The 26973-nt window shown below is 62.3% G+C and carries 21 protein-coding genes and 7 tRNA genes; 15 read left to right on the top strand and 13 right to left on the bottom strand.

From position 1 onward, the window contains the following. Positions 1–5 precede the first annotated feature (5 nt). The 4 genes from BN1134_RS13585 to hemA are packed head-to-tail and all read right to left on the bottom strand — an operon-like array spanning position 6 to position 3613. Positions 6–386: a SirB2 family protein gene (locus BN1134_RS13585; protein ID WP_042047861.1), complete on the bottom strand. Its 381-nt coding sequence runs from the start codon at positions 384–386 to the stop codon at positions 6–8. Further along, positions 386–1225, bottom strand: a complete 840-nt coding sequence (prmC, locus tag BN1134_RS13580) for a peptide chain release factor N(5)-glutamine methyltransferase (RefSeq protein WP_042047859.1) — start codon at positions 1223–1225, stop codon at positions 386–388. The genes BN1134_RS13585 and prmC overlap by 1 nt, the downstream gene beginning before the upstream one ends. Then, positions 1225–2313 (bottom strand): peptide chain release factor 1, encoded by a 1089-nt coding sequence (gene prfA / locus BN1134_RS13575; RefSeq protein WP_042047856.1) that lies wholly within the window; start codon positions 2311–2313, stop codon positions 1225–1227. The genes prmC and prfA overlap by 1 nt, the downstream gene beginning before the upstream one ends. Positions 2314–2356: 43 nt before the next feature. After that, positions 2357–3613: a glutamyl-tRNA reductase gene (hemA, locus tag BN1134_RS13570; RefSeq protein WP_042047855.1), complete on the bottom strand. Its 1257-nt coding sequence runs from the start codon at positions 3611–3613 to the stop codon at positions 2357–2359. Between the two features lie 127 nt (positions 3614–3740). Between hemA and lolB the strand changes: the two genes are divergently transcribed. The 12 genes from lolB to BN1134_RS13510 all read left to right on the top strand — a co-directional run bounded on the left by lolB (position 3741) and on the right by BN1134_RS13510 (position 9055). Next, positions 3741–4316 (top strand): lipoprotein insertase outer membrane protein LolB, encoded by a 576-nt coding sequence (gene lolB, locus BN1134_RS13565; RefSeq protein ID WP_042047854.1) that lies wholly within the window; start codon positions 3741–3743, stop codon positions 4314–4316. Next, positions 4313–5182, top strand: coding sequence for a 4-(cytidine 5'-diphospho)-2-C-methyl-D-erythritol kinase (ispE, locus tag BN1134_RS13560; RefSeq protein WP_042047853.1), 870 nt, complete (start codon positions 4313–4315; stop codon positions 5180–5182). The genes lolB and ispE overlap by 4 nt, the downstream gene beginning before the upstream one ends. Before the next feature lie 130 nt (positions 5183–5312). Then, complete coding sequence (locus tag BN1134_RS13555) at positions 5313–6260, top strand: ribose-phosphate pyrophosphokinase (protein ID WP_042047852.1); 948 nt, start codon at positions 5313–5315, stop codon at positions 6258–6260. A 166-nt stretch (positions 6261–6426) separates the two neighbouring features. Beyond that, positions 6427–7017, top strand: coding sequence for an aminoacyl-tRNA hydrolase (gene pth / locus BN1134_RS13550; RefSeq protein ID WP_042047851.1), 591 nt, complete (start codon positions 6427–6429; stop codon positions 7015–7017). 38 nt (positions 7018–7055) lie between these two features. Next, the gene (gene ychF, locus BN1134_RS13545; RefSeq protein WP_042047850.1) at positions 7056–8147 is read left to right on the top strand and encodes a redox-regulated ATPase YchF; all 1092 of its coding nucleotides are present in this window, start codon (positions 7056–7058) and stop codon (positions 8145–8147) included. 221 nt (positions 8148–8368) lie between these two features. After that, positions 8369–8445, top strand: a tRNA-Met gene (locus tag BN1134_RS13540). A gap of 7 nt (positions 8446–8452) precedes the next feature. Further along, positions 8453–8527 (top strand) — tRNA-Gln (locus BN1134_RS13535). Positions 8528–8565: 38 nt separating this feature from the next. Beyond that, positions 8566–8640 (top strand) — tRNA-Gln (locus tag BN1134_RS13530). A gap of 34 nt (positions 8641–8674) precedes the next feature. Further along, positions 8675–8751 (top strand) — tRNA-Met (locus tag BN1134_RS13525). A gap of 7 nt (positions 8752–8758) precedes the next feature. After that, positions 8759–8833 (top strand) — tRNA-Gln (locus tag BN1134_RS13520). A 38-nt stretch (positions 8834–8871) separates the two neighbouring features. Continuing rightward, a tRNA-Gln gene (locus BN1134_RS13515) sits at positions 8872–8946 on the top strand. Positions 8947–8978: 32 nt separating this feature from the next. Then, a tRNA-Met gene (locus BN1134_RS13510) sits at positions 8979–9055 on the top strand. 75 nt (positions 9056–9130) lie between these two features. Here BN1134_RS13510 and BN1134_RS13505 read toward each other — a convergent pair. The 3 genes from BN1134_RS13505 to BN1134_RS13495 all read right to left on the bottom strand — a co-directional run bounded on the left by BN1134_RS13505 (position 9131) and on the right by BN1134_RS13495 (position 16197). Next, positions 9131–10960: an SLC13 family permease gene (locus BN1134_RS13505; protein ID WP_042047849.1), complete on the bottom strand. Its 1830-nt coding sequence runs from the start codon at positions 10958–10960 to the stop codon at positions 9131–9133. A 161-nt stretch (positions 10961–11121) separates the two neighbouring features. Further along, positions 11122–13719: a bifunctional aconitate hydratase 2/2-methylisocitrate dehydratase gene (gene acnB / locus BN1134_RS13500; RefSeq protein WP_042047847.1), complete on the bottom strand. Its 2598-nt coding sequence runs from the start codon at positions 13717–13719 to the stop codon at positions 11122–11124. A gap of 216 nt (positions 13720–13935) precedes the next feature. Then, positions 13936–16197 (bottom strand): patatin-like phospholipase family protein, encoded by a 2262-nt coding sequence (locus BN1134_RS13495; protein ID WP_042047846.1) that lies wholly within the window; start codon positions 16195–16197, stop codon positions 13936–13938. A 259-nt stretch (positions 16198–16456) separates the two neighbouring features. Between BN1134_RS13495 and BN1134_RS13490 the strand changes: the two genes are divergently transcribed. Beyond that, positions 16457–16642 (top strand): hypothetical protein, encoded by a 186-nt coding sequence (locus tag BN1134_RS13490; RefSeq protein ID WP_042047845.1) that lies wholly within the window; start codon positions 16457–16459, stop codon positions 16640–16642. On the opposite strand, the gene BN1134_RS13485 is transcribed toward BN1134_RS13490, so the two are convergent. The 6 genes from BN1134_RS13485 to ampD form a co-directional block, all read right to left on the bottom strand. Beyond that, a complete protein-coding gene (locus tag BN1134_RS13485; RefSeq protein ID WP_042047844.1) occupies positions 16639–17574 on the bottom strand; it encodes a sensor domain-containing diguanylate cyclase in 936 nt (311 codons plus the stop codon). The two genes, BN1134_RS13490 and BN1134_RS13485, sit on opposite strands and share 4 nt — an antisense overlap. 123 nt (positions 17575–17697) lie before the next feature. Then, positions 17698–19125 carry a dihydrolipoyl dehydrogenase gene (lpdA, locus tag BN1134_RS13480; RefSeq protein ID WP_042047843.1) on the bottom strand — a complete coding sequence of 476 codons (1428 nt, stop codon included), beginning with the start codon at positions 19123–19125 and terminating at the stop codon, positions 17698–17700. A 151-nt stretch (positions 19126–19276) separates the two neighbouring features. Further along, a complete protein-coding gene (gene aceF, locus BN1134_RS13475) occupies positions 19277–21148 on the bottom strand; it encodes a pyruvate dehydrogenase complex dihydrolipoyllysine-residue acetyltransferase (RefSeq protein WP_042047842.1) in 1872 nt (623 codons plus the stop codon). 14 nt (positions 21149–21162) lie between these two features. After that, on the bottom strand, positions 21163–23823 hold the full coding sequence (gene aceE / locus BN1134_RS13470) for a pyruvate dehydrogenase (acetyl-transferring), homodimeric type (protein WP_042047841.1): 2661 nt from the start codon (positions 23821–23823) through the stop codon (positions 21163–21165). 58 nt (positions 23824–23881) lie between these two features. Further along, complete coding sequence (gene pdhR, locus BN1134_RS13465) at positions 23882–24643, bottom strand: pyruvate dehydrogenase complex transcriptional repressor PdhR (protein WP_042047839.1); 762 nt, start codon at positions 24641–24643, stop codon at positions 23882–23884. 272 nt (positions 24644–24915) lie between these two features. Next, positions 24916–25491, bottom strand: a complete 576-nt coding sequence (ampD, locus tag BN1134_RS13460) for a 1,6-anhydro-N-acetylmuramyl-L-alanine amidase AmpD (RefSeq protein ID WP_042047838.1) — start codon at positions 25489–25491, stop codon at positions 24916–24918. Between the two features lie 23 nt (positions 25492–25514). On the opposite strand from ampD, the gene BN1134_RS13455 reads away from it, so the two are divergent. Next, positions 25515–25997 carry a retropepsin-like aspartic protease family protein gene (locus BN1134_RS13455; RefSeq protein ID WP_042047837.1) on the top strand — a complete coding sequence of 161 codons (483 nt, stop codon included), beginning with the start codon at positions 25515–25517 and terminating at the stop codon, positions 25995–25997. 5 nt (positions 25998–26002) lie between these two features. Then, positions 26003–26860: a carboxylating nicotinate-nucleotide diphosphorylase gene (gene nadC / locus BN1134_RS13450; RefSeq protein ID WP_042047836.1), complete on the top strand. Its 858-nt coding sequence runs from the start codon at positions 26003–26005 to the stop codon at positions 26858–26860. Positions 26861–26973 lie beyond the last annotated feature (113 nt).

Here is a 26973-nt window from a genome sequence, read left to right as displayed (position 1 = left end):
TTGCCTCAGCCGAACAGGGACGGCTGCTTGAACACCGCCAGCTTGGCGGCGAAGAAGATCCACCCCAGGGCGCCGAAGAAGGCAAACCAGCGGGTGGTCCGGCTTCCGTAGCGGCTGAGGGACATCCAGCCGAGGAAGGCAGCAATCAGGATACAAACCAGTTTCTCACTCAGCCAGGGGTGAAGGTTGTTGAACGGGTTAAGGCCCGTCAGCAGGCATAGCGCCCCGCCCGACAGCACCACCACACCATTGAGCAGACCGCTCCCCCGCCCCAGCCGGGTCTGTAGCGCCGCAGAGCAAGGGCGCTGCACCGCCACAAAACGCAGACAAAAGAGCAGCAGAGCCAGGGCGATCAGCAGCAGATGCAGCATGACGAAAGGTGGCATCACATCTCCTCCGGCTTGCGACCGAGCGTGACGCGATCGTTGTCACCGTAGTCGCGCAGGGTCGCCACCGACTGGTAGCCGGTGTGCTCCAGCAGCGAACGCACCGCCGCCCCCTGCAGCCAGCCATGCTCAAGCAGCAGCCAGCCGCCGGGCAGCAGATGGGCCAAAGCGCCATCGGCAATCAGCCGTAGATCGGCCAGTCCCGCCTCTGCGGCCACCAAGGCACTCTTGGGCTCGAAACGTACATCCCCCTCGCTCAGGTGCGGATCCGCGCCGTCGATGTAAGGGGGGTTGGAGACGATGAGATCGAAGCGCGGCGCATCGGCCAGCGGCGCAAACCAGGCTCCGAGACGCAGGGTGAGCGGCAGCGACAGCCGTTCGCTGTTTCGCTGCGCCAGCGCCAGGGCATCAGGTTGCAGCTCCACCGCCCACACCTCGTCATCGGGTCGCTCCGACTTGAGGGCGAGCGCGATGGCGCCAGTGCCGGTGCCAAGATCGAGCAGCCGGGCCGGCCGCGACGGCAAACGGGCCAGCGCCTGCTCGACCAGCACTTCGGTATCCGGGCGCGGGATCAGGGTGGCCGGGCTCACCTCAAGCGGCAGTGACCAGAACTCGCGTACCCCGAGGATATGGGCGATCGGCTCGCCGGCCAGGCGGCGGGCCAGCCAGGTGTGCAGGGTCTGTACCTGCTCATCCCCTATCTCGCGCTCCGGCCAGCTCATCAGGTAGGCGCGATCGCGTCCGAGTAGATGGCAGAGCAGGGCATCGGCGTCGGCGCGCGGCGACTCCCCCCCTTCCAGGGCGGTGACCAGCCAGGCGCGGGCGGCATCGATGCGCATCAGCCGTTATCTGCCAGCGAGGCGAGCTGATCAGCTTGGTACTCCTGCACCAGCGGCGTGATGACGCAGTCGAGATCCCCTTCGAGGATCTCGGACAGACGGTACAGGGTCAGGTTGATGCGGTGCTCGGACAGCCGCCCCTGCGGGTAGTTGTAGGTACGGATACGCTCGGAGCGATCCCCCGACCCCACCAGGTTGCGACGGGTGCTCTGTTCGGCGGCGCGGTGGCGCTCATCCTCGGCCGCCTGCAAGCGGGCCGAGAGCACCGCCATCGCCTTGGCGCGGTTCTTGTGCTGGGAGCGCTCGTCCTGGCACTCCACCACCAGGCCGGTCGGCAGGTGGGTGATGCGGATGGCCGAGTCGGTCTTGTTAACGTGCTGACCACCGGCGCCAGAGGCGCGGAAGGTGTCGACCTTCAGATCCGCCGGGTTGATCTCGATCTGCTCGGCTTCGGGCACCTCGGGCAGCACCGCAACGGTGCAGGCGGAGGTGTGGATGCGCCCCTGGGATTCGGTCTCGGGCACCCGCTGCACCCGATGGCCACCGGACTCGAACTTGAGCCGGCCATAGACGTGCTCGCCATCGACCTTGGCGATCACCTCCTTGTAGCCGCCGTGCTCCCCTTCGTTGCAGCTGACGATGCTGACTCGCCACCCTTGGCGCTCGGCATAGCGTGCATACATGCGGTAAAGGTCGCCGGCAAAGATCGCCGCCTCGTCCCCGCCGGCGCCGGCCCGGATCTCCAGGTAGCAGTTGTTGTCATCCTTGGGGTCCTTGGGCAGCAGCATGATTTGCAGCTCCTGCTCGATCGCCTCCAGGTTGGCCTTGGCGAGCGGCAGCTCCTCTTGCGCCATCTCGCGCAGCTCGGGATCGCTCTCCTCCAGCATCAGCTTGGTGGTGTCGAGCTCCTCTTCGGCCTGACGCCAGCGCCGGAACGCGGCAACGAGCTCCTCGAGCTGGGAGTATTCGCGGGTCAGGGCGCGATAACGCTCCTGATCGGTGACAACATCGGGTTCGCCGAGCATGGCCTGCACTTCTTCGTGGCGCTCGATGAGCCCTTCCAGCTTACGAATGATGGATGGATTCATGGTTCTCTCAAAAAATGGACACTGGCCAAGGGTGGCCGACAGGTCACTCCTGCTGTAGGCCGAGGGCGCTGCGCAGCAGGGCCAACTGCTCCCGATCCCCTTGCTGGCCAGCATGGCGCAGAGCCTGGGTCGGGGCGTGAATCAGTTTGTTGGTGAGGCGGTGGGCCAGTTGACGCAGCACGGCCTCGGCCTCCTCGCCTTGCTGTAGCCCCAGCAGGGCGCGCTCGAGCTCTTCATCGGCGTGCTGCTGCGCCTGCTGGCGATAATCGCGGATGATATCCACCGCGTGCAGCGAGCGGAACCAGCCCATGAAATCATCGCGCTCTTCCAGCACGATCCGCTCGGCCTGCTGGGCGGCGCGCCGGCGCGCCTCCAGATTCTGCTCGATGATCCCTTGCAGATCGTCCACCGTGTAGAGGTAGGCGTCGGAGAGCTCGTCCACCTCGGCCTCGATGTCGCGCGGCACGGCGATATCGACCAGGAACATGGGGCGATGACGACGCGCCTTGAGGGCCCGCTCCACCATCCCCTTGCCGATGAGCGGCAGGGGGCTCGCGGTCGAGCTGATGACGATATCGGCCTCGTGCAGGTGCTCGGGGATCGCCTCCAGCGTCATCACCTGGGCGCCAAACTCCTCGGCCAGCCCCTGAGCCCGTTGCAAGGTGCGGTTAGCCACCATCATCTGGGTCACGTTCTGCTCGCGCAGGTGGCGGGCCACCAGTTCGATGGTCTCGCCGGCACCGACCAGCAGCACCTTGGTCTGAGAGAGATCGGAGAAAATCTGGCGGGCCAGCCCAACGGCGGCAAACGCCACCGAGACGGCGCTGGCGCCGATCTCGGTGTCGGTGCGCACCCGTTTTGCCACCGAGAAGGCCTTCTGGAACAGGCGCTCGAGGATCGCCTTGAGGCCGCCGGCCTGATGGGCCGTGCCATAAGACTGCTTAATCTGACCGAGGATCTGCGGCTCGCCGAGCACCAGGGAGTCGAGGCCGCAGGCGACCCGCATCAGATGGCGCACCGCCTCTTCGTCATGATGCAGGTAGGTCGCGCTGTCCAGCTCGCTGGCGCTGAGGTGGTGGAACTGCTGTAGCCATTGCAGTACCTGCTCCCCCTGTCCTGCCTCGAGGTTACAGTAGAGTTCGGTGCGGTTGCAGGTCGACAGGATCACCGCCTCGCTCACCCCCGGCTGCTGCACCAGCTCGTGCAGGGCTCGTTCGATGCAATCGGGCCCGAAGGCCACACGCTCGCGCAACGAGACGCTGGCCGTCTTGTGATTGATTCCTAGCGCAAGCAGACTCATGGGGCTGTGGAATGATCCTTGGAGCAGGGCGGTGGCAAGGGCCCAGATTGTACGAGAAAGGGGGGATCTTTAAAAGCGATACGGCCGCCACTTATACTGTCGCAAACCTTCACCCGGAGCTCTTCCCGTGCGTTCTTCTTTTCTCTTCCTGGCCCTGGCCCTGTTACTGGCCGGCTGTACCACCACCCAACCCCAGCGCGAGCAGGTGGACTGGAGCCAGGAGCGAACCCGTCTCGAGCGGCTCGATCACTGGCAACTGACCGGCAAGCTGGCCATTATCACCGCCAAGGAGAAGGGCAGCGCCCGCCTCAATTGGCAACAAAATGGCGACGATTACCGTCTCAACCTGACCAGCATCATCGGCACCCACATCCTCGAGCTGACCTGTCACGATGGCCGTCTCACCCTGACCGACCGGGATGGCCAGACCCACCAGAGCCAACATGCCGCCGAGCTGGTCTACCAGTTGACCGGCTGGGAGCTGCCGGTTGACGGCCTGCCCCAGTGGATCAAGGGGCTGCCGGGCGAGGCCCGCTACACCCTCAACCCGGACAAGAGTCTGGCCAGCGTCACCGATGGCCTGTGGCAGATAGACTACCAGCAGTACCGGGATCAGGACGGCTACCGGCTGCCACACCAAATAGTTCTGCAAGGAGAAGGCACCCGCCTCAAGTTGCAGATCAACCAGTGGAGCCTGAAATGAACCGCATCACCTGGCCGGCACCGGCCAAGCTGAACCTGTTTTTGCACGTCAATGGCCGCCGCCCCGACGGCTATCACGAACTGCAAACCCTGTTCATCTTCCTCGAGCACGGCGACACCCTGCACTTCGAGGTGACCGCAGGCGATGCGCTGACCCTCTCTCCCGCCATTCCTGGCGTGCCGGATGAGCAAAACCTTGTCGTGCGCGCCGCGCGCCTGCTGCAAGCGCGGTTACCGGCACCGAAAGGCGCCCGCATCACCCTGAACAAGGTGCTGCCCATGGGCGGCGGTATAGGGGGAGGCTCGTCGGATGCGGCCACCACCCTGGTGGCCCTCAACGAGCTGTGGGGGGCCGGATTGTCCGTCGACGAGCTGGCCGCACTTGGGGTGCAGCTCGGTGCCGACGTGCCGGTATTCGTGCGCGGCAACGCCGCCTTTGCCGAAGGCGTGGGGGAAAAATTGCAGCCGGTCACGGTGCCGGAGCGCTGGTATCTGGTGGTGAATCCCCACTGTCACGTCGCCACGGCGGCCGTGTTTCAGGATCCGGAACTACCACGAAACACCCCTAAGATGGGATTGCAGAACCTGCTGGAAGGGGAATGGAAAAACGATTGCGAGTTGCTTGTCAAAAAGCGCTACCCCGAGGTTGCCAATGCGCTCGGCTGGTTGCTAGAATACGCGCCGTCAAGAATGACGGGCACAGGAGCTTGCGTCTTCGCAGCCTTTGAAGACGAGAGCCTTGCTCGGGAAGTGTTGGCAAAACTGCCGGATGAATTGACGGGATTTGTCGCCAAGGGCGTGAACATATCACCTCTGCTTCGTGCCTTGCAACAGGTTCGTGAGTCCGGTCTGGTTGAGTCGGTCTGACCTTCCGCGATGGACGACACATTTCCCAGGCCAGGCTGATCGTCCGTCACCTTGATGAATCGTTTGCCCCGAACGAACCGGACTTCGAGTCCGCCCCCACACACTGGATGCAACCCCGAGGTTTCAAACCGTGCCTGACATGAAGCTGTTTGCTGGTAACGCAACGCCGGAACTGGCCCAGAAGATCGCGGATCGCCTGTTTATCAAACTCGGCAATGCTGCCGTAGGTCGCTTTAGCGACGGCGAGATCAGCGTACAGATCAATGAGAATGTACGTGGTGGCGATATCTTCATCATTCAATCCACCTGCGCCCCGACCAACGACAACCTGATGGAGTTGATCGTCATGGTGGATGCCCTGCGTCGCGCCTCTGCCGGCCGAATCACCGCCGTGATTCCTTACTTCGGCTATGCCCGTCAGGATCGTCGTGTCCGCTCTGCCCGTGTGCCCATCACCGCCAAAGTGGTCGCGGATTTCCTCTCCAGCGTCGGTGTTGACCGTGTGCTGACCGTGGATCTCCACGCCGAGCAGATCCAGGGCTTCTTCGACGTGCCGGTAGACAACGTGTTCGGCAGCCCGGTGCTGCTCGAAGACATGCTGGCCAAGAAGCTGGAAGATCCGGTGGTGGTCTCTCCGGACATCGGCGGCGTGGTGCGTGCCCGTGCCATCGCCAAGCTGCTGGACGACACCGACATCGCCATCATCGACAAGCGTCGTCCGCGTGCCAACGTCTCCCAGGTTATGCACCTGATCGGTGACGTTGCCGGTCGCGACTGCATCATCGTCGACGACATGATCGATACCGGCGGCACCCTGTGCAAGGCGGCCGAAGCGCTGAAAGAGCGCGGTGCCAAGCGGGTATTTGCTTATGCAACTCACCCGGTGTTCTCCGGCAACGCCCTGCAAAACATCAAGGAATCCGTGATCGACGAGGTGATCATCACCGACTCCATCCCGCTGACCGAAGAGATGAAGGCGATCGGCAAGGTGAAGCAGCTGAGCCTGGCCTCCATGCTGGCCGAAGCCATTCGCCGCATCAGCAACGAAGAGTCCATCTCTGCCATGTTTGAGCATTGATAGGCCGAGGTTGCCCCACGAAAACCGCCGCATGGCGGTTTTCGTTTTTTCGGGGCACCGCCCCTTGGTTGAGAGATCGCCGCCTCGCGGCTAGAATACCCCTCTTGCCCTTCGGGCACGTCCCCTGCCTGCGGGCATCTCTTCCTGTCGACAAAAGAGTGAACGCGTGACAAGCCAGATCAAGTTGATTGTGGGCCTCGGCAATCCCGGCCCCGAATACGCCAAGACGCGCCACAATGCGGGCGCCTGGTATGTGGAGCAGCTGGCCCGTTGGCACAACGTCAGCCTGCGCGAAGAACCCAAGTTCTTCGGCCACACCGCCCGCCTTCAGATCGAGGGGCAGGATGTACGCCTGCTCATTCCTGCGACCTACATGAACCTGTCGGGGAAGGCTGTGGCGGCGCTGGCGCGCTTCTATCAGATCGAGCCGGAAGCCATCCTGGTGGCCCATGACGAACTGGATCTGCCGCCCGGCATCGCCAAGTTCAAGCAGGGCGGCGGGCATGGCGGCCACAACGGCCTCAAGGACATCATCAGCAAACTGGGCAACAGTAACAATTTCTTCCGGCTGCGCCTCGGCATCGGCCACCCGGGCAGCAAGGAGCTGGTCGCCGGCTTCGTGCTGACCAAGGCGCCGGCCAAAGAGCAGGATCTGATCGATGCCGCGCTGGATGAATCCCTGCGCGCCACCGACATCCTGTTCAAGCAGGACATGACCAAGGCCATGAATCGGCTGCACAGCTTCAAGGCCGAGTGAGCCACTCACAGCATCCATCAAGATAAGGTAAAACGACCATGGGTTTTAAATGCGGTATCGTGGGCCTGCCCAATGTGGGCAAATCCACCCTGTTCAACGCGCTGACCAAGGCCGGTATCGAAGCCGCCAACTTCCCCTTCTGCACCATCGAGCCGAACACCGGCGTGGTGCCGGTGCCGGATCCCCGCATGGATCAGCTGGCGGAGATCGTCAAACCCCAGCGCACCGTATCCACCACCATGGAGTTCGTCGACATCGCCGGTCTGGTGGCGGGCGCCTCCAAGGGTGAGGGTCTTGGTAACCAGTTCCTGGCCAACATCCGCGAAACCGACGCCATCGGTCACGTGGTGCGCTGCTTCGAAGACGAGAACATCGTCCACGTGGCGGGCAAGGTCTCCCCGGCCGATGACATCGAGGTGATCAACACCGAGCTGGCCCTCTCCGATCTGGAGGCGTGCGATCGCGCCATCCTGCGCCAGTCCAAGCGCGCCAAGGGCGGCGACAAGGATGCCAAGTTCGAGGTGGAAGTGCTTGAGAAGGTCAAGGCCGGCCTGGAAGCGGACAAGATGATCCGCGGCATCGGCCTCTCCAAGGAGGAGATCGCCGCCGTCGATTACCTCAACTTCCTGACCTTAAAGCCCACCATGTACATTGCCAACGTGGCCGAAGACGGCTTCGAGAACAATCCCTACCTGGATCAGGTGCGTGAGATTGCCGCCGCCGAGGGGGCCGTCGTGGTGCCGGTATGCTGCGCCATCGAGTCTGACATCGCCGAGCTCGACGACGCCGACCGCGCCGACTTCATGGCCGATCTGGGCATCGAAGAGCCGGGTCTGAACCGGGTGATCCGCTCCGGTTACACCCTGCTCAACCTGCAAACCTACTTCACCGCCGGTGTGAAGGAAGTGCGTGCCTGGACCATCCCGGTCGGTGCCACCGCCCCGCAGGCGGCCGGTAAGATCCACACCGACTTCGAGAAAGGCTTCATCCGCGCCCAAACCATCGCCTTTGAGGACTTTATCCAGTACAAGGGTGAACAGGGCGCCAAAGAGGCGGGCAAAATGCGTGCAGAAGGGAAAGATTACATCGTCAAAGACGGTGACATCATGAACTTCCTGTTCAACGTATAATCGCCTCCGGGGCCGGCTCTGCTGGCCCTTTTTTTACCTGTTACCGCCCCTCCCGCAGCATGGAACCCTGTGAATTGTCGGGGTTTTGTTCAATACAGGCCAAGAACTGGCCAAACGCGCCGCTTTTCAGTTTTTCTGGGAAAAAAGGGTTGACGCCCCAAGGCCTGATCCGCATAATCTCGCCGCACAGTGACGAGGTAACTCGCACTGACAGCAGTGATGGCTATGTAGCTCAGTTGGTTAGAGCATCGCACTCATAATGCGGGGGTCACAGGTTCGAATCCCGTCATAGCCACCATCTCTGCTGGGGTATCGCCAAGCGGTAAGGCAGCGGGTTTTGATCTCGCCATTCCTAGGTTCGAATCCTAGTACCCCAGCCATTTTTCAAGCGCGCCGGTTATTACGCCGTCGCTGCTGTTGGGGTATCGCCAAGCGGTAAGGCAGCGGGTTTTGATCTCGCCATCCCTAGGTTCGAATCCTAGTACCCCAGCCATTTTCTGTTGCCGATGCACACATCGGTGACACACGGCTATGTAGCTCAGTTGGTTAGAGCATCGCACTCATAATGCGGGGGTCACAGGTTCGAATCCCGTCATAGCCACCATCTCTGTTGGGGTATCGCCAAGCGGTAAGGCAGCGGGTTTTGATCTCGCCATTCCTAGGTTCGAATCCTAGTACCCCAGCCACTTTTCAAGCGCGCCGGTAATTACGCCGTCGCTGCTGTTGGGGTATCGCCAAGCGGTAAGGCAGCGGGTTTTGATCTCGCCATCCCTAGGTTCGAATCCTAGTACCCCAGCCATCTTCTGTTGTCGACACACATCGGTGACACACGGCTATGTAGCTCAGTTGGTTAGAGCATCGCACTCATAATGCGGGGGTCACAGGTTCGAATCCCGTCATAGCCACCACATAAAAAAACCAGCCTTCCGGCTGGTTTTTTTGTTTCTGCTCGATGCTCAGGGGGCGCCTTGCCCCCGCTCATATCAGAATGGGAACAGCAGCGGCACCATCACGACGCATACCGCCAGCACCAGCAGGGTAAAGGGCACACCGATGCGCACGAAATCCATGAAGCGATACTCCCCAGGGCCAAGCACCAAGGTGTTGACCGGTGATGAGACCGGCGTCATGAAGGCCGCAGAAGCCGCCAGCGCCACCGTCATGGCCAGAGGATAAGGCGAGACCTGCATCTGCTGCGCCGCACCGAGGGCGATGGGCGCCATCAGCACCGCCGTGGCCGTGTTGGAGATGAACAACCCAATCACCGCAGTCAGTATGAACAGACTGGCCACCATCACCCGCGGCCCCATGCCCCCCACCAGCGCCATCAGGCCATCCACGATCAAGGTAACCCCGCCGGTCTTATGCAGCGCCATGGCAAACGGCAGCATGCCGATGATGAGCAACAGGGTCGGCCAGTGGATGGAGCGATAGGCGCTCTCCAGATCCACACAGCGGAATTTCCCCATCAACAGGCAGGCCACCAGCGCCGCGATGACGTTGGGCACCGGATCGGTCACCATCAGCAGCACCATCACCGCCAGCGCAATCAGCGCGTAGGCCGCCTGGCTGCGGGCCGGCGCCATCTCGTCCACCTCGGCGGGCAGGCCGAGCAGCAGGAAGTCACGCACATGGGTCTGCAACTGACGGATGAAGCTCCAGTTGCCGGCCACCAGCAGGGTATCCCCCATGCGCAGCGGCTCATCCACCAGCCACCCTTCCAGTGCGCTGCCATCGCGGCGCAATCCCACCACACTCACCCCGTAGACGTTACGAAACATCACCTCGCGCAGGGTCTTGCCAAGCAGGCTGGAATCAGGGACCAGCGACACCTCCGCCAACCCCACCTCGCGCGCCTGATCCGAGAAGTACTCGCCCCGCAGCACCATCGGCTCGAGCCGCCCTTCGCTGCACAGACGGCGCACCTCCTGAGGATCGGGCATGTCGATGAGCAGCACGTCGCGGGCCTGGAACTGGGAGATGGCCGAGACGCTCACCATCACCCGGCGAAACTTGCGCCAGCGCTCCACGCCGATGATGTTGGCGCCAAAGCGGGCGCGCAGCTGCAACTCGTCGAGGGTGTGACCGATGAGGGGGGAGTCGGGCAGAATGGCCAGACGACGGGCCCGGCCACCGAGGCGATATTCGCGCACCAGATCGCGCATGCTGCGCCGGCCGAGGCCGCTGCGCTTCTTGTCGCTGGGCTCACGCACCAGACGGTGACGCATCAGCAGCATGTAGCCGATGCCAAGCAGCAGGATAATTATCCCAAGCGGGGTCACCCCGAAGAAGCCAAAGCCCTTGATGCCATTGCGCATCAGCTCACTGTTGACCACCATGTTGGGCGGGGTCGCCACCAGCGTCATCATGCCACTGATAAGGCCAGCAAAACCGAGCGGCATCATCAGGCGACCGGGTGGGATCTCCAGCCGCTGCGCCACACTGAGCGCCACCGGAATGAAGATGGCCACCACCCCGGTCGAGCTCATGAAAGCCCCCAGGGTCGCCACCGCCACCATCAGCAACACCAGCAGCCGGATCTCGCTGCTGCCGGCCACCTTGACCAGCGCGTCTCCTACCTGATACGCAATACCGGTGCGCACCAACCCCTCCCCGACCACGAACAGGGCACCGATCAGAATGACGTTGGGGTCGCTAAAACCGGAGAGGGCCTCTTCCAGGGTCAGGGTACCGCTTAAGACAAACAGCACGATAAGCAGCAAGGCCACCACATCCATGCGAATACGGTTAGTCACAAAGAAATAGACCGCCCCCAGCAACAGTCCAAGCACCCAGTAGAGCTCGAGATTCACGCCTTCCCTCCTTTATCCATGGCAGCTGGGAGTTATATGACCACACTCGGCCCAATCCTGTCTTGTGGCATGTCAACAACGGTGAAAGCAGCCTGACAGAATGCGCCGCGCCGCCATAAAAAAACCGGCCCAATGGGCCGGTTGTTCAAGCTCGGTGCAGCTTAGACCGCTTGCTGCAAGATCACCGAGTCCGCCTTCTTGGTGTAGGTGGCGATCTCGTTGAAGTTCAGGTAGCGGTAGGTGTCGGCCGCGGTGGCGTCCAGCTCCTTGGCATAGTGCAGGTACTCTTCCACGGTCGGGATCTTGCCGAGGATGGCGGCAACCGCAGCCAGTTCGGCGGAAGCCAGGTAGACATTGGCCCCCTTGCCCAGACGGTTCGGGAAGTTACGGGTGGAGGTGGAGACCACGGTCGCCTCGTCCGCCACGCGGGCCTGGTTACCCATGCACAGGGAGCAGCCGGGGATCTCGATGCGAGCACCGACCCGGCCGAAGATGCCGTAGTAGCCCTCTTCGGTCAGCTGATCCTTGTCCATTTTGGTCGGCGGCGCGATCCACATGCGGGTCGGCAGCTGGCCGCTGAACTTGCCGAGCAACTTACCGGCGGCGCGGAAGTGGCCGATGTTGGTCATGCAGGAGCCGATGAACACCTCGTCAATCTTGTCGCCGGCCACGCTGCTCAGCAGGCGGGCGTCATCCGGATCGTTCGGCGCACACAGGATCGGCTCCTTGATGGTGGCCAGATCGATCTCGATGATTTCGGCGTACTCGGCGTCCTTGTCCGCCTCCATCAGGGTCGGGTTGGCCAGCCACTCCTCCATCCCCTTGATACGGCGGGTGATGGTGCGCACATCGCCGTAGCCTTCGGAGAGCATCCATTTGAGCATCACGATGTTGGACTTCAGATACTCGATGATCGGCTCTTTATCCAGCTTGATGGTGCAGCCGGCGGCAGAGCGCTCGGCGCTGGCGTCGGCCAGCTCGAAGGCCTGCTCCACCTTCAACGTCGGCAGCCCTTCAATTTCGAGGATGCGGCCGGAGAAGATGTTCTTCTTGCCCGCCTTCTCGACCGTCAGCAGCCCCTTCTGGATGGCCGCGTAGGGGATGGCGTGCACCAGATCACGCAGGGTGATGCCCGGTTGCAGTTCGCCCTTGAAGCGCACCAGCACCGATTCCGGCATGTCCAGCGGCATCACGCCGGTGGCGGCGGCAAACGCCACCAGACCGGAGCCCGCCGGGAAGGAGATACCGATGGGGAAACGGGTGTGGGAGTCACCGCCGGTGCCCACGGTATCGGGCAGCAGCATGCGGTTGAGCCAGGAGTGGATGACGCCGTCACCCGGACGCAGGGAGACACCGCCGCGGTTCATGATGAAGTCCGGCAGGGTGTGGTGGGTCTGCACGTCGATGGGCTTGGGATAGGCCGCGGTGTGGCAGAAGGACTGCATGGTCAGATCGGCGGAGAAGCCGAGGCAGGCCAAGTCTTTGAGCTCATCGCGGGTCATCGGGCCCGTGGTGTCTTGCGAGCCGACCGTGGTCATCTTGGGCTCGCAGTAGGTGCCGGGACGAATGCCCTTCACGCCGCACGCCTTGCCCACCATCTTCTGGGCCAGGGTGAAGCCCTTGCCGGTGTCGGCCACGGGCTGCGGGCGACGGAACACCTCGGAGTGGGGCAGGCCGAGCGCCTCGCGGGCCTTGTCGGTCAAGCCACGGCCGATGATCAGCGGAATACGGCCACCGGCGCGCACCTCGTCGATCAGCACGTCGGTCTTCAGTTCAAACTGCGCCAGCACCTGATCGGTGCCGTGCTTGCAGATCTTGCCGGCAAACGGGTAGATGTCGATGACATCGCCCATCTCCAACTGGGAGACGTCCACCTCGATGGGCAGGGCGCCGGCATCTTCCATGGTATTGAAGAAGATGGGGGCGATCTTGCCGCCAAGGCAGATGCCGCCAGCACGCTTGTTCGGCACGTTGGGGATGTCGTCCCCCATGAACCACAGCACCGAGTTGGTGGCGGATTTACGGGAGGAGCCGGTGCCGACCACGTCGCCCACGTAGGCGAGCGGGAAGCCCTTTTGCTTGAGCTCGTCGATGGTCTTGATGGGGCCGATGGTGCCGTCTTTATCCGGGGTGATGCCAGGGCGGGCCATCTTCAACATGGCCAAGGCGTGCAGCGGGATATCGGGGCGCGACCAGGCATCCGGCGCCGGCGACAGATCGTCGGTGTTGGTTTCGCCAGGTACCTTGAACACGGTCACGGTCATCTTCTCGGCCAGGGCCGGGCGGGAGAGGAACCACTCGGCATCAGCCCAGGACTGCATCACCTGCTTGGCGAAGGCGTTGCCGGCCTTGGCCTTCTCTTCCACGTCGTGGAAGGAGTCAAACATCAGCAGGGTGTGGGAGAGGGCCTTGGCGGCCAGCGGGGCCAGGGCGGCGTCGTCCAGCAGATCGATGAGCGGCTGGATGTTGTAGCCCCCCTGCATGGTACCGAGCAGGGTGACCGCCTCTTCGCGGCTCAGGATCGGGGAATGGGCCTCGCCCTTGGCCACGGCGGTGAGGAAGCCGGCCTTCACGTAAGCCGCTTCGTCAACGCCGGGGGGAATGCGATCGGACAACAGTTCTTTCAGGAAGCTCTCTTCACCGGCGGGAGGATTCTTGAGCAGCTCGACCAGGGCGGCAACTTGCTCTGCGTCCAGAGGTTTGGGAACAACTCCCTCGGCGGCACGTTCTGCGACGTGTTTACGGTAGGTTTCAAGCACGACTAATTCCTCTTTGGTCTTATGGGTCGCCGCGGTGGCGATCGTCCTTGCGGGACACCCGTAGGGTGCGCCCCACTATATAAGTTTTAACGACTAATTAAAATCCACTCCCGCCCCGCTCTCCGGCGCTACGGCAGCATTTTCTTTACTTACAATCAGTTACGAAACAGGCCCGATACTGACTCTGTTAACGCAATCACAACTTCACAACATTTGTCAGCGGAAGGTGCTGCCCAGTTGCAGATAGACCGCATGGCTGCCCCCCTCGGCCGTTCCCACCCCGAAAAAGACCGGGCCGAGGAAGGTATCGCTGCCGATATAGAGCGAGCCGGCACTGTAGGAGGTGTCGAAACGGATATCCCTGCCCCTGTCCCACACCCCACCCTGCTCGAGCGAGCCCCCCACATAGAGCGGCAGGCGGAAGGCGCCGAAGTCGTTCTCCGCCAGCCGATAGATGTAACGCATGCCGCCAAACAGGCTATAGCGGCCGGACAGCTCGTGAGGCTGGATCCCGGAGAGGTGGAACATCCCCCCCAGATCCTTGGCCAGCAATGGCAGGGTTTCATTGGTCTGGGTTCCCCCCGCCTCCAGCATCAGGTTGAGACTGTGGCGCCCCCACGACAGGGGCTTGATCAGCGAGAAGTCGTAATTGGAGCCGCGCGTGCGCTCGGTGCCGCTGTCGACCAGATCCTGGTTGACCCGCATATAACCGAGGGAGCCCTCCAGCAGCAGGCCAGAGTAGGGGAAATACCGGCTGTCGAGGGTGTCATGCTCGATGGCGATGAAGGGGCCCCAGGCGCGGGTGCGGATGTCACCGATATCCAGGTTGTCGATGCTGATATGACCGGTGGAGCCGAGCATGCCCAGGCTGAAGCGCTGCCACGGCTTGTTATTCCAGCCGAGGGCGGCATTGCCCGACCAGAAGCCGTACTGGCTGTCGACATAGAGGTAACCACTGCGGTCATACTCCGGCTGCACCCCACCCTGCCGGTTCAAAAACAGGCGGCGGGTCTCCTTGTCGTAACCCAGCGCGACCTGGCCGAAGAAGGTCTGCGACGGCTCCAGGGGGGTATAAAACTCGCTTTTGAGGTGCTTCCAGGTGCCGAGCGACGCCTCGTTGTGCCACTCCCCGCCCCACTCGTTGACGTTGGTGCGGGTGTAAGAGGCCCCCACGTTGTAGTTGGAATTGCTCTCGAAGTCATCGGAAAAACCAAACTGGAAGTTGAGGTAACCCGGTCCCCACTTCTTCTCGCTGGCATCGACCACCAGCACGTTCTCGTTAGCGCGCTCTTCTATCTGATAGGTGATCCGGTCAAAGGACTCGAGGGCATAGAGACGGCGCATCCCCGCCTCCAGGTTCTCGCTGCTCTGGATCTTGTGCGGCTTGATGCGCATTGCCGAGCGGATGGTCTCGTCGGCGAGGGAGGATTGGTTGTGGATCTCCACCTTATCGATGTAATAGGCAGGCAGGCCACTGCGCTCGGCACGGCGGCTCAGCTTCTCATCCCGATAGGCCTTGTAGCGCGCCGCGGAAAGAGAGAGGCGATCGAGCTGGCTTGCCACCCGGCGCACCGCCACCTCGCCATAACCGATCCCCTCCGGCATGCGGGCAAAATCGGAGATCCCCATGTCGCCGAAGGCCGGGGTGATGAGGATGTCGCGCTCCCCCATCAGGGCCTTCTGCTTGTCGGTGCCGACCTGGGTCATGTAGGTGGTGAGCTGATCCAGCATGGCCAGCCCAGAGGTCAGTTCGTGTTTGTCGCGCAGCTTGGCGCTGATGTCCACCGCGATCACCACGTCGGCGCCCATCGCCTTGGCCACGTCCACCGGCATGTTGTTGACCGCCCCACCGTCCGCCAGGATCCGCCCCTCCCACTCCACCGGTTTGAGGATCCCCTGAATCGACATGGAGGCCTGCATCGCCTTAGCCAGGCTGCCGTGATCGAGCACATAGGGGGTCACCGTCTCCATGTCGGTGGCCACTGCCCGGTAGGGGATGGGCAGGTTGTCGAAACTCGTTTGTACCGGCAGGTTGGAGGTGGCACTGCGCAGCAGCGCCGCCATTGATTGCCCCTGGAAGAAGCCATCCGGCGTCTGCACCTGATTTCCCTTGACGCCGATATCGGTGCGCAGTTGATAGAGCTCTTCCTGCTTCTTCTGGCGCATCGAGAGCTCATCGCGCCCCACCCGATCCTGATACCCCTTGTTCCAGTCGATGCCGAGGGTGATCTTCTCCACCTCGTCGGCGGAGAGCCCCATGGCGTAGAGACCGGCCACGTAGGAACCCATGCTGGTGCCGACCACGATATCGACCGGAATGCGCCGCCGCTCCAGCGCTTTGAGCACGCCGATATGGGCGGCCCCCTTGGCACCACCACCACTCAATACCAAGGCAATCTTCGGCCGTTCGGCCGCGGCCAGCGACAACGAACCGCCGAGCAGAAGCAGCAGCGCACACGCGCGCATCAACAGAGTCATGAGGCATCCTTCCAGTCGATCTGGGCGCCCCTACTATAAGGGGCAAGCTTCGCCGCGCAAGGGTGAGCGCACAGGCATACGCTGTTTTTTTCGTCTCTTTACTCAAAAACCCCTGGGGGCGCCGATCACCGGCTCCTTTCAGGCCCGCCCAGCAGGCGGCACCAGCGAGCGGACAGAGGATGACGCTGCCCCTCAGTCCGCCTCTTTCTTCGGCCATACTTTACGGCATGATGACGGCGACACATCCAGGAGTTATGTGATGAAACAGAAGATGGGATTGATCCTGCTCGGCCTGCTGCTGGCAGGGTGCAGCCACGGCCCGGTACGGGTGCACGGTGCCGATGTCAGCGTCGACGATACCCGGATCCGGGTCAATGACGGCAGCGGACGCGGGGGCTACGGCACCTTCTGCCCGCCGGGGCAAGCGAAGAAGGGGCGCTGCTAAGCGCCCCCTTTTTTTGCCCTGTGCATGGCCTGCTCCGCCCGCAGCAGCAGATCGTCAAGCTGTGGGCACTCCTGCATGTGGCTGGTCGCCCACCCCAGCGCCGCCGAGCGGCCACTGAGCAGCAACGCCTCGTGCAGGCGCCCGGCCGCCACGGCCGCGCTCCCCTCATCGGCATCGGCCAGCAACACGGCAAACTCGTCGCCCCCGATGCGGGCGCACAGATCCGAGGCGCGAAATACCGCCCCGAGCGCCTCGGCGCACTGGCGCAGCGCCCGATCCCCCTCCCCGTGACCAAAACGTTCATTGAGGTGACGCACCCCGTCCAGATCGAGAAACAGCACGCTGACCGGCATGCCGATCCGATATAACTGGTGCAACACCTGACCGGCCATCAGGGCGAAGCCGCGACGGTTCAGCAACCGGGTCAATTCGTCCTGAATAGCCTGCCGATGCATCGCAATCTCGCTTTCCACCAACAGCGCCAGTTGGGCAAGGATTCGCAGCTCCCGCTCGGACAGCTGCCTCGGTTCACGATCGATGATGCACAGCGTGCCAATCTTGGCGCCCTCCGGCGCGCGCACGGGATGGCCGGCATAGAAGGCGATATGCGGCTCCCCATCGACCAGCGGATTACCGCAAAAACGTTCATCCCGGCTGGCGTCTTCCACCACCAGCGCCGTGTCGCCCAAAATCGCGTGAGCACAGAAGGAGTAGTCGCGGGCCGTCTCGCGCACCGTCAGCCCTTGGGCCGATTTGAACCACTGACGCTCACGGTCGACCAACGAAATCAGCGCAATGGGAACATTGAAGATGTCGCAGGCCAGCTGGGTCAGGCGATCAAATTGCGCCTCCCGTGGACTATCGAGCAGCTCCAGGCGCAACAGGCAGCGTAGCCGCAGCGCCTCATCCTTGGGCAGGGAGGGGGTCTGCATCGGGGTCTCCATAACAAAATGGGCTCCCAATGAGCATAAACGCACGCCGCCGCGCTGACCTGTCGACTTTCCCGCCCATAAAAAAACCGCCCCGAAGGGCGGTTATGGCGGCTCGCAGCGAGCTTATTTCTTCTTCTTGGCCTTGGCATTCGGCAGGTCGGTGATGGAGCCTTCGAACACCTCGGCGGCCAGGCCCACCGACTCGTGCAGAGTCGGGTGAGCGTGGATGGTCAGCGCGATGTCTTCGGCGTCAGCCCCCATCTCGATGGCCAGACCGATTTCACCCAGCAGCTCACCGCCGTTGGTCCCCACGATGGCACCACCGATGACGCGACCGGTCTCCTTTTCGAAGATCAGCTTGGTCATGCCGTCGGCACAGTCGGAGGCGATGGCACGGCCGGAGGCCGCCCACGGGAAGGTGGCCACTTCGAAGGTGATCCCCTTCTCCTTGGCTTCCTTCTCGGTCAGCCCCACCCAGGCCATCTCCGGCTCGGTGTAGGCGATAGACGGGATCACCTTGGGATCGAAGTAGTGCTTCTTGCCGGCGATCACTTCGGCGGCCACGTGACCTTCGTGGACACCCTTGTGGGCCAGCATGGGCTGACCGACGATGTCACCGATGGCGTGGATGTGGGCCACGTTGGTGCGCAGCTGCTTGTCCACTTCGATGAAGCCGCGCTCGGTCACGGTCACACCGGCCTTCTCGGCGTCGAGCAGCTTGCCGTTCGGCACACGACCGACCGCCACCAGCACGTTGTCGTAGCGTACCGGCTCGCTCGGCGCCTGCTTGCCTTCGAAGGAGACGTACAGGCCGTCTTCGCGGGCTTCAACGGCGGTGACCTTGGTCTCCAGCATGATGTTGAACTTCTTGGCCACGCGCTTGGTGTAGACCTTGACGATGTCCTTGTCGGCCGCCGGTACCAGCTGGTCGGCAAACTCGACCACGTCGATCTCAGAGCCCAGGGAGGAGTAAACGGTCCCCATCTCCAGGCCGATGATGCCGCCACCCAGAACCAGCAGCTTGCCCGGAACGGTCGTCAGCTCCAGCGCATCGGTCGAATCCCATACGCGCGGATCATCGTGGGGGATGAAGGGCAGCTTCACCGGACGGGAGCCGGCGGCGATGATGGCGTTGTCGAAGGTAACGGTGGTCTTGCCATCCGCCCCTTCCACCTCGAGGGTGTTCGGGCCGGTGAATTTGCCGAAGCCGTTGACCACCTGCACCTTGCGCATCTTGGCCATGCCGGCCAGACCACCGGTCAGCTGGTTGATGACCTTCTCTTTCCACAGGCGGATCTTGTCGATGTCGGTCTTGGGCTCGCCAAAGACGATGCCGTGCTCGGCCAGGGCCTTGGCCTCTTCGATCACCTTGGCCACGTGCAGCAGGGCCTTGGAGGGGATGCAACCCACGTTCAGGCAGACGCCACCCAGGGTGGAGTAACGTTCGACGATAATGGTATCGAGGCCCAGGTCGGCTGCACGGAAGGCAGCAGAATAACCGGCAGGGCCAGCACCCAGAACCACGACCTGGGTTTTGATTTCTTTACTCATCATGACCTCTTTGTCGTTCTTATATCCCCGGACAGCGCAGTATGAAATGCCATATCGGTGGGCTGTCAGCGCTAGAAAAACCGGGGCAAGTTTACAATCCTGTTAACGAATTGAGAAGTAAAAAGGGCGAGCCGTGGGCCCGCCCTCTCACTTACAGGACCAGTCGACGAATGTCGGACAGTACGCCATTCATGGTGGTGATGAAGCGGGCTCCATCGGCACCGTCGATGACGCGGTGGTCGTAGCTCAGCGCCAGCGGCAGCATCAGGCGCGGCACGAACTCCTTGCCGTTCCACTTCGGCTTCATCTCGGACTTCGAGACGCCGAGAATGGCCACTTCCGGCGCGTTGACGATCGGGGTAAAGCTGGTACCGCCGATGCCACCCAGGCTGGAGATGGTGAAGCAACCGCCCTGCATGTCGGCCGCGGTCAGCTTGCCGGCGCGGGCCTTCTTGGAGATCTCGGCCAGATCGCGCGACAGCTCGATGATGCCCTTCTTGTTCACATCGCGCACCACGGGCACAACCAGACCGTTGGGGGTATCCACCGCTACACCGATATGGATGTACTTCTTCATGATGAGCTTGCTGCCGTCTTCGGACAGGGAGCTGCAGAAGCGCGGATGGGCTTCCAGCGCCTTGGCAGCCGCCTTCAGGATGAACACCAACGGGGTGATCTTCACATCCAGCTTCTGCTTCTCGGCCAGGATGTTCTGCTCCTTGCGGAACGCCTCCAGCTCGGTGGTATCGGCCTCGTCGAACTGGGTCACGTGCGGGATCATGGCCCAGTTGCGATGCAGGTTCGGGCCAGAGATCTTCTGGATGCGGGTCAGCTCGACCTCTTCCACTTCACCGAACTTGGTGAAGTCGACCTTCGGCCACGGCAGCACGCTCATGCCATTGCCCGTGCCTTGACCCGCCGCCGGAGCAGACTCGGCACGCTTGATGGCGTCCTTCACGTAAGCCTGCACGTCCTCTTTGACGATGCGGCCCTTGCGACCGGAGCCCTTGACCTTGGCCAGGTTGACACCGAACTCGCGCGCCAGGCGACGCACCGCCGGCGAGGCGTGGACGTAGGCGTCGTTAGCCACGAAGTCACCCTTCTCTTCAGCCTTGGCGGCGACCGGCGCGGCAGCGGCCGGAGCCGGAGCAGCAACCGGAGCCGGGGCAGCCGCCGGAGCGGCGCCCGCGACTTCGAATACCATGATGAGCGAGCCGGTGGTGACCTTGTCACCCGCCTTCACCTTGATCTCCTTGATCACACCGGCAAACGGAGCCGGCACTTCCATGGAGGCCTTGTCGCCTTCCACGGTGATCAGGGACTGGTCGGCCTCGACCTTGTCACCGACGGCAACCATGATCTCGGTCACTTCGACCTCGTCACCGCCGATATCCGGCACGTTGACGTCCTTGGCAGCGGTAGCCGCAGGGGCCGCCGCAACCGGAGCGGCCGCCTGAGCCGGGGCCGCGGCAGCAGCCGGCGCGGCGCCAGCCACGTCGAACACCATGATGAGCGAGCCGGTGGAGACCTTGGCGCCAGCGGCGACCTTGATCTCCTTGACGCGACCGGCGAACGGCGCCGGCACTTCCATAGAGGCCTTGTCGCCTTCCACGGTGATCAGAGACTGCTCGGCTTCCACCATGTCACCGACGGCGACCATGATCTCAGTCACGGCCACTTCGTCGTCACCGATATCCGGCACGAAGACATCCTGCGGCGCGGCGCTCGCCGCCGGAGCAGCAACCGGGGCCGGAGCTGCGGCGGCCGGAGCCGGGGCGGCGGCAACCGCCCCCGCTTCTTCGAAGACCATGATGGCGCTGCCGGTGGCGACCTTGTCGCCCACCTTGATCAGGATCTCCTTGACGATACCGGCCTGCGGGGCGGGTACCTCCATGGAGGCCTTGTCGCCCTCCACAGAGATGATGGACTGATCCAGTTCTACCTTGTCGCCAACGGCAACCATGATTTCAGTGACTTCAACTTCATCAGCACCGATATCCGGCACCATAATCTGTTTGGACATTGTGCGTGATCCTCTTAGGCGTACAGCGGGTTGACCTTGTCGGCATCGATACCGAACTTCTTGATGGCATCGGCAACGACCTGAGCGTCGATGTCGCCACGCTTGGCCAGCTCGCTCAGGGCGGCAACCACTACGTAAAACTCGTTCACCTCGAAGTGACGGCGCAGGTTGTCACGGCTGTCGGAACGGCCGAAACCGTCGGTACCCAGCACGCGATAGCTCTCAGCCGGCACGAAGGCACGAACCTGATCGGCGAAGGACTTCATGTAGTCGGTCGCGGCGATGGCCGGCTCGTTGCCCATCACCTGGGTGATGTAAGGCACGCGGGCCTGCTCGGTCGGGTGCAGCAGGTTCCAGCGATCGCAATCTTGACCGTCACGGGCCAGCTCGTTGAAGGAGGTCACGCTGTAGACATCGGAGCCCACGCCGTAGTCGGCGGCCAGGATCTCGGCGGCCTTGCGCACATGATTGAGGATCGAGCCACAACCCAGCAGCTGTACCTTGGCCTTGGTGCCGGCCACGGATTCCAGCTTGTAGATACCCTTGCGGATACCCTCTTCAGCACCGGCCGGCATGGCCGGCATGGCGTAGTTCTCGTTCAGGGTGGTCAGGTAATAGAAGACGTTCTCCGGCTTCTCACCGTACATACGGCGCAGACCGTCCTGGATGATCACCGCCACTTCATAGGCGTAGGTCGGATCGTAAGAGACGCAGTTCGGGATGGTGCCGGCCAGGATGTGGCTGTGACCGTCTTCGTGCTGCAAACCTTCGCCGTTGAGGGTGGTGCGACCGGAGGTACCGCCGACCAGGAAGCCACGGGCCTGCTGGTCACCGGCTGCCCAGCACATGTCACCGACACGCTGGAAGCCGAACATCGAGTAGTAGATGTAGAACGGGATCATCGGGCAGTCGTTGGTGCTGTAGGAGGTCGCCGCCGCCAGCCAAGAGGACATGGCGCCCAGCTCGTTGATCCCTTCCTGCAGAACCTGACCCTGCTTGTCTTCCTTGTAGTAGGAGACGATGTCGCGGTCTTGCGGGGTGTACTGCTGACCGTGCGGGCTGTAGATACCGATCTGGCGGAACAGGCCTTCCATACCAAAGGTACGGGCCTCGTCAGCGATGATGGGGACGATGCGCTTGCCGATGGACTTGTCTTTGAGCATCACGTTCAGGGAACGGACGAACGCCATGGTGGTGGAGATCTCACGGGCCTGCTCGCCGAGCAGGGCGTCGAACGCCTCCAGCTGCGGCACCTCCAGCTTGATGGTGGTCTCGCGCAGGCGGGTCGGCAGGTAGCCCTTCAGGGCCTGACGACGACCGTGCAGGTAGGCGTACTCTTCGGTGCCTTCCTTGATCTCGAGGTAGGGCAGCTCGGCCAGTTGCTCGTCGGAGACCGGCAGGTCGAAGCGATCACGCAGGTGACGCACGGAGTCCAGCTCCATCTTCTTGACCTGGTGAGCGATGTTCTTGCCTTCGGCAGCCGCGCCCATGCCGTAACCCTTGATGGTCTTGGCCAGGATAACGGTCGGCTTGTCCTTGGTCTGGGCAGCCTTGGCAAAGGCGGCAAACAGCTTCTGCGGATCGTGACCACCACGGTTGAGGGCGAAGATCTCCTCGTCGGTCATGTCTTTGACCAGGGCGGCGGTTTCCGGGTAGCGGTTGAAGAAGTGCTCGCGCACATAGGCGCCATCGCGGGACTTCATGGTCTGATAGTCGCCGTCGACGGTCTCGTTCATCAGCTGGATCAGCTTGCCCGAGGTGTCCTTTTGCAGCAGCTCATCCCACTTGCGGCCCCAGATGACCTTGGTGACATCCCAGCCGGCGCCACGGAACAGGCCTTCCAGCTCGTTGACCACCTTGCCGTTACCCACGACCGGGCCATCCAGACGCTGCAGGTTGCAGTTGACCACGAACACCAGGTTGTCGAGCTTCTCGCGCACGGCAACGGTCAGGGCGCCCTTGGCTTCCGGCTCGTCCATCTCGCCGTCACCCAGGAAGGCGTAAACCTTCTGCTCGGAGCAGTCCTTGAGGCCACGGTCGGTCAGATACTTGAGGAAGCGCGCCTGATAGATGGCGGCGATCGGGCCCAGGCCCATGGAGACGGTCGGGAACTGCCAGAACTCCGGCATCAGCTTCGGATGCGGATAGGAGGGGATGCCGTGGCCGTCCACTTCCTGACGGAAGTTGTCGAGCTGGGCTGCGCTCAGGCGACCTTCAACGAAGGCGCGTGCGTAGATACCCGGAGAGATGTGACCCTGGAAGTAAACCAGGTCGCCGCCATCCTTCTCGTTGCGAGCACGGAAGAAGTGGTTGAAGCAGACATCATAGATGGTGGCGCTGGAGGCGAAGGAGGACATGTGGCCACCCAGATCCAGATCCTTCTTGGAGGCACGCAGCACGATCATCACCGCATTCCAGCGGATGATGGCGCGAATGCGGCGCTCCAGGCTCTGGTTGCCCGGATAAGCCGGCTCCTGATCCACCGGGATGGTGTTCAGGTAGTCGGAGACCAGGCCCTGCGCGATGTCGACACCGCCTGCGCGGGCCTTCTCGGACAGTTGTTCCAGGATGAACTGGGCACGTTCCGGGCCCTCTTCACGGAGCAGAGATTCCAGGGCGGCAAGCCACTCGTTGGTCTCTACCGGATCCACATCACTCTTCAGGATATCAGACATGGCTGTTTCCTATTGTTATTGCACGGCAGTTGAGTCTGCAAAATGGGGTCAACAGGCCCTACGACTCTTGCTGACGGAAGCGACGCATGGATCGCTGGATCCGGCTCTCTTCCCTCTGCATGTCGAGCAGGGTTTCTTCGATAAAGGCCAGGTGCTCATGACAAGCGGTCCTGGCCTGCTCCGGCTCACCCGAGAGGATCGTCTCGATCAGTGTCACCCGATGGCGACGGATCTTGGCAACCACCCCGGGACGGCGATTTAAAATCTCGTTATTGCGCAAAATGTTCTGCTCCAGCATCGGGCGCATCGCCCGCAGCAGGTGCAGCAGCACCACGTTGTGGGAGGCCTCGGCCACCGCCAGGTAGAACCCGGTCACGGCCACCGACTCCTCGGCAAGACCATGCTTGCCGGCCTCCTCGATGGCGGCCTGGGCCGCCCGGATGCGTTCGAAATCGGCCTCGGTGCCACGCAGGGCAGCATAGTAGGCACTGATCCCTTCCAGCGCATGACGGAACTCCAGCAGGTCATACTGGGCTTCCGGATGGCTGGAGAGGAGCTCGAACAGGGGATCAGCCATCCCCTGACTCAGGGCATTCTGCACATAGGTTCCACCACCCTGCCGACGGTACAGCAGCCCTTTGGCTTCGAGACGTTGAATCGCCTCGCGCAAAGAGGGGCGCGATACCTGAAACTGGATGGCGAGTTCCCGCTCGGGGGGCAGTTTCTGACCCGGTTGCAGGCTGCCTTCCAGAATCATGTTTTCCAGCTCGGCCACGATAGCGTCGGCCAATTTGGGCTGGGAGATCTTGCGATAGGGCATGGAGTATTTTTGTTAAATTGGTATTACCAATTTTATAGGTGCGACGAAAATTAGCAGAGAGACGGAGTGAAGTCCATCAAAAAGATGATCTGAATCAAGTAAGAGGGCTAGCTAAAGAGAGGTATTTTCGAACCAGCATGATGTGCATCAAAGAAATTGGTAAGACCAATAAAGTTGACGCTTATCACACAAACAAGCCGATAACAGAAGCGGCAATGGCTTGCCAGACAAGACAAGCCATTGATTTGAAATATTAAAAAATATTTTAGTAATTACTCGTCTACGTGCAGCCGATGGCGGTATTCGCACCAGTCAAAACAGGGGCCGGGATCGCTCTTGCGACCCGGCGCTATGTCGCTATGGCCGGTGAGGCGCTCGGGGGTAATCGCAGGAAAGCGCGCCATCAGCGCCTGGGTGAGCGCGGCCAGCACACGATACTGCGGCTCGGTAAAAGGCTGGGTATCGGTGCCTTCCAGCTCGATGCCGATGGAAAAATCGTTGCACGCCTCCCTCCCCGCAAAGGAAGAGACGCCCGCATGCCAGGCCCGCAGGTGGAAGGGAACATACTGCACCACCTCACCATCGCGGCGGATCAGGCAGTGGGCGGAGACCCGTAACTGGCCTATCTCGGCAAAATAGGGGTGCGCCGCCGGATCGAGCCGGCCAAGGAAGAGATCGTCAATCCAGGGGCCGCCAAACTCCCCCGGCGGCAGGCTGATGTTGTGCACCACCAGCAGGGAGATATCCTCTGCGACCGGTCGCTCGTTGTAATGCGGCGAGGGCACCTTGCGAGCCTGCTCACACCAACCATCTGAATTAATGGAAAAAGTTATGTTAGTCTGGGTCATCTTGATTCTCTGCAGGCGCCCCTATGCGTAATCTTGCGACCGCAACGGCCCGCTGGTTTTGGTTGCTGGCATGGCTGGCCCTGCTGGGGCTGCTCACGCTCTATTTTACCCAGAAGAGCCGCCCCAAGGTGACGGCGGAAGGGGTGCTGATGCTGCCGCGCGATGCGTCAGGCCACTATCGGCTGGAGGGTGCCATCAATGGTCAACCGGTGCAACTGATGCTCGATACCGGCGCCACCCTCGTCAGCCTGCCACAGTCGGTGGCGGCTCGTCTCGGTATCGAACCACGCGGCACCGACCGGGTTGCGACCGCCGCCGGAGAAGTGCTCGTCGGGACGGGCCACATCGATTCACTGGAGATGGGGCCGTTGACCCTGTACGATCTGGCCGTCTTTATTAACCCGGCGCAATCCGGTCAGCAAGTGCTGGTCGGCATGAACGCGTTGGGCCGACTCGAACTGACCCAGAAGCAGCAGACTCTGCTGCTTCGCCCCTTGCAGGAATAGAAGGCATGTTACAACAGGACATTACCCGCGCCGTACGCGCCGCGCTGCTGGAAGATCTCGGCGGTGCCCTCACTCCCGACGGACTGCCGGACGCCGCTGCCGACATCACGGCACAGCTGATCCCGGCCGAACGTGTCTCCACCGCCCGGGTCATCACCCGCGAAGCCGGCGTTTTCTGCGGCAAAGCGTGGGTCGATGAGGTCTTTGCCCAGCTCGGTGGCCAGGTACAGATCGAATGGAAGGTGCAAGATGGCGATCCCCTAGTTCCCAATCAGGAGCTGTTCCGGCTGACCGGCCCCGCCCGTCTACTGTTGACCGGCGAGCGCAATGCGCTCAACTTTGTGCAGACCCTCTCCGGTGTGGCCAGCCTCACCGCCCGCTATGTCGAGCAACTGGCCGGCACCCACTGCCGCCTGCTCGACACCCGCAAGACCCTGCCGGGGCTGCGCAGCGCCCAGAAGTACGCCGTCACCTGCGGCGGCGGCAAGAATCACCGTATCGGCCTGTTCGATGCCTACCTCATCAAGGAGAACCACATCCTGGCCTGCGGCGGCATTGCCGAGGCGGTGGGTGAGGCGCGTCGCCTTAACCCCGGCAAGCCGGTCGAGGTCGAGGTCGAAAGCCTGGCGGAACTGGAGCTGGCCCTGGCGGCCGGCGCCGACATCGTGATGCTGGACAATTTCGATGTGCCCATGATGCGCGATGCGGTGGCCCTCAATGCCGGCAGAGCCCGCCTCGAGATCTCCGGTAACGTCACTATTGAGACGCTGGCCGAGTACGCCGCCACCGGCGTTGACTTCATTTCAGTCGGTGCGCTGACCAAGCATGTCAGGGCATTGGATCTTTCTATGCGGGTTCTCTGATCTCCCGCACTGTTTCGACTTGCAAAAGGCGCCAACGGCGCCTTTTCTTTTATTTATCAATACCAGCATGACGCAGCAGGGAGGCGCTCAGAGAGACTCGAAGGAACATGCCC

The organism is Aeromonas simiae (genome assembly GCF_000820125.1).
GTDB classification, from domain to species: domain Bacteria; phylum Pseudomonadota; class Gammaproteobacteria; order Enterobacterales; family Aeromonadaceae; genus Aeromonas; species Aeromonas simiae.
Note: the sequence above shows the minus strand (reverse complement) of the source record. Positions and strands in the feature narration are given on the sequence as shown.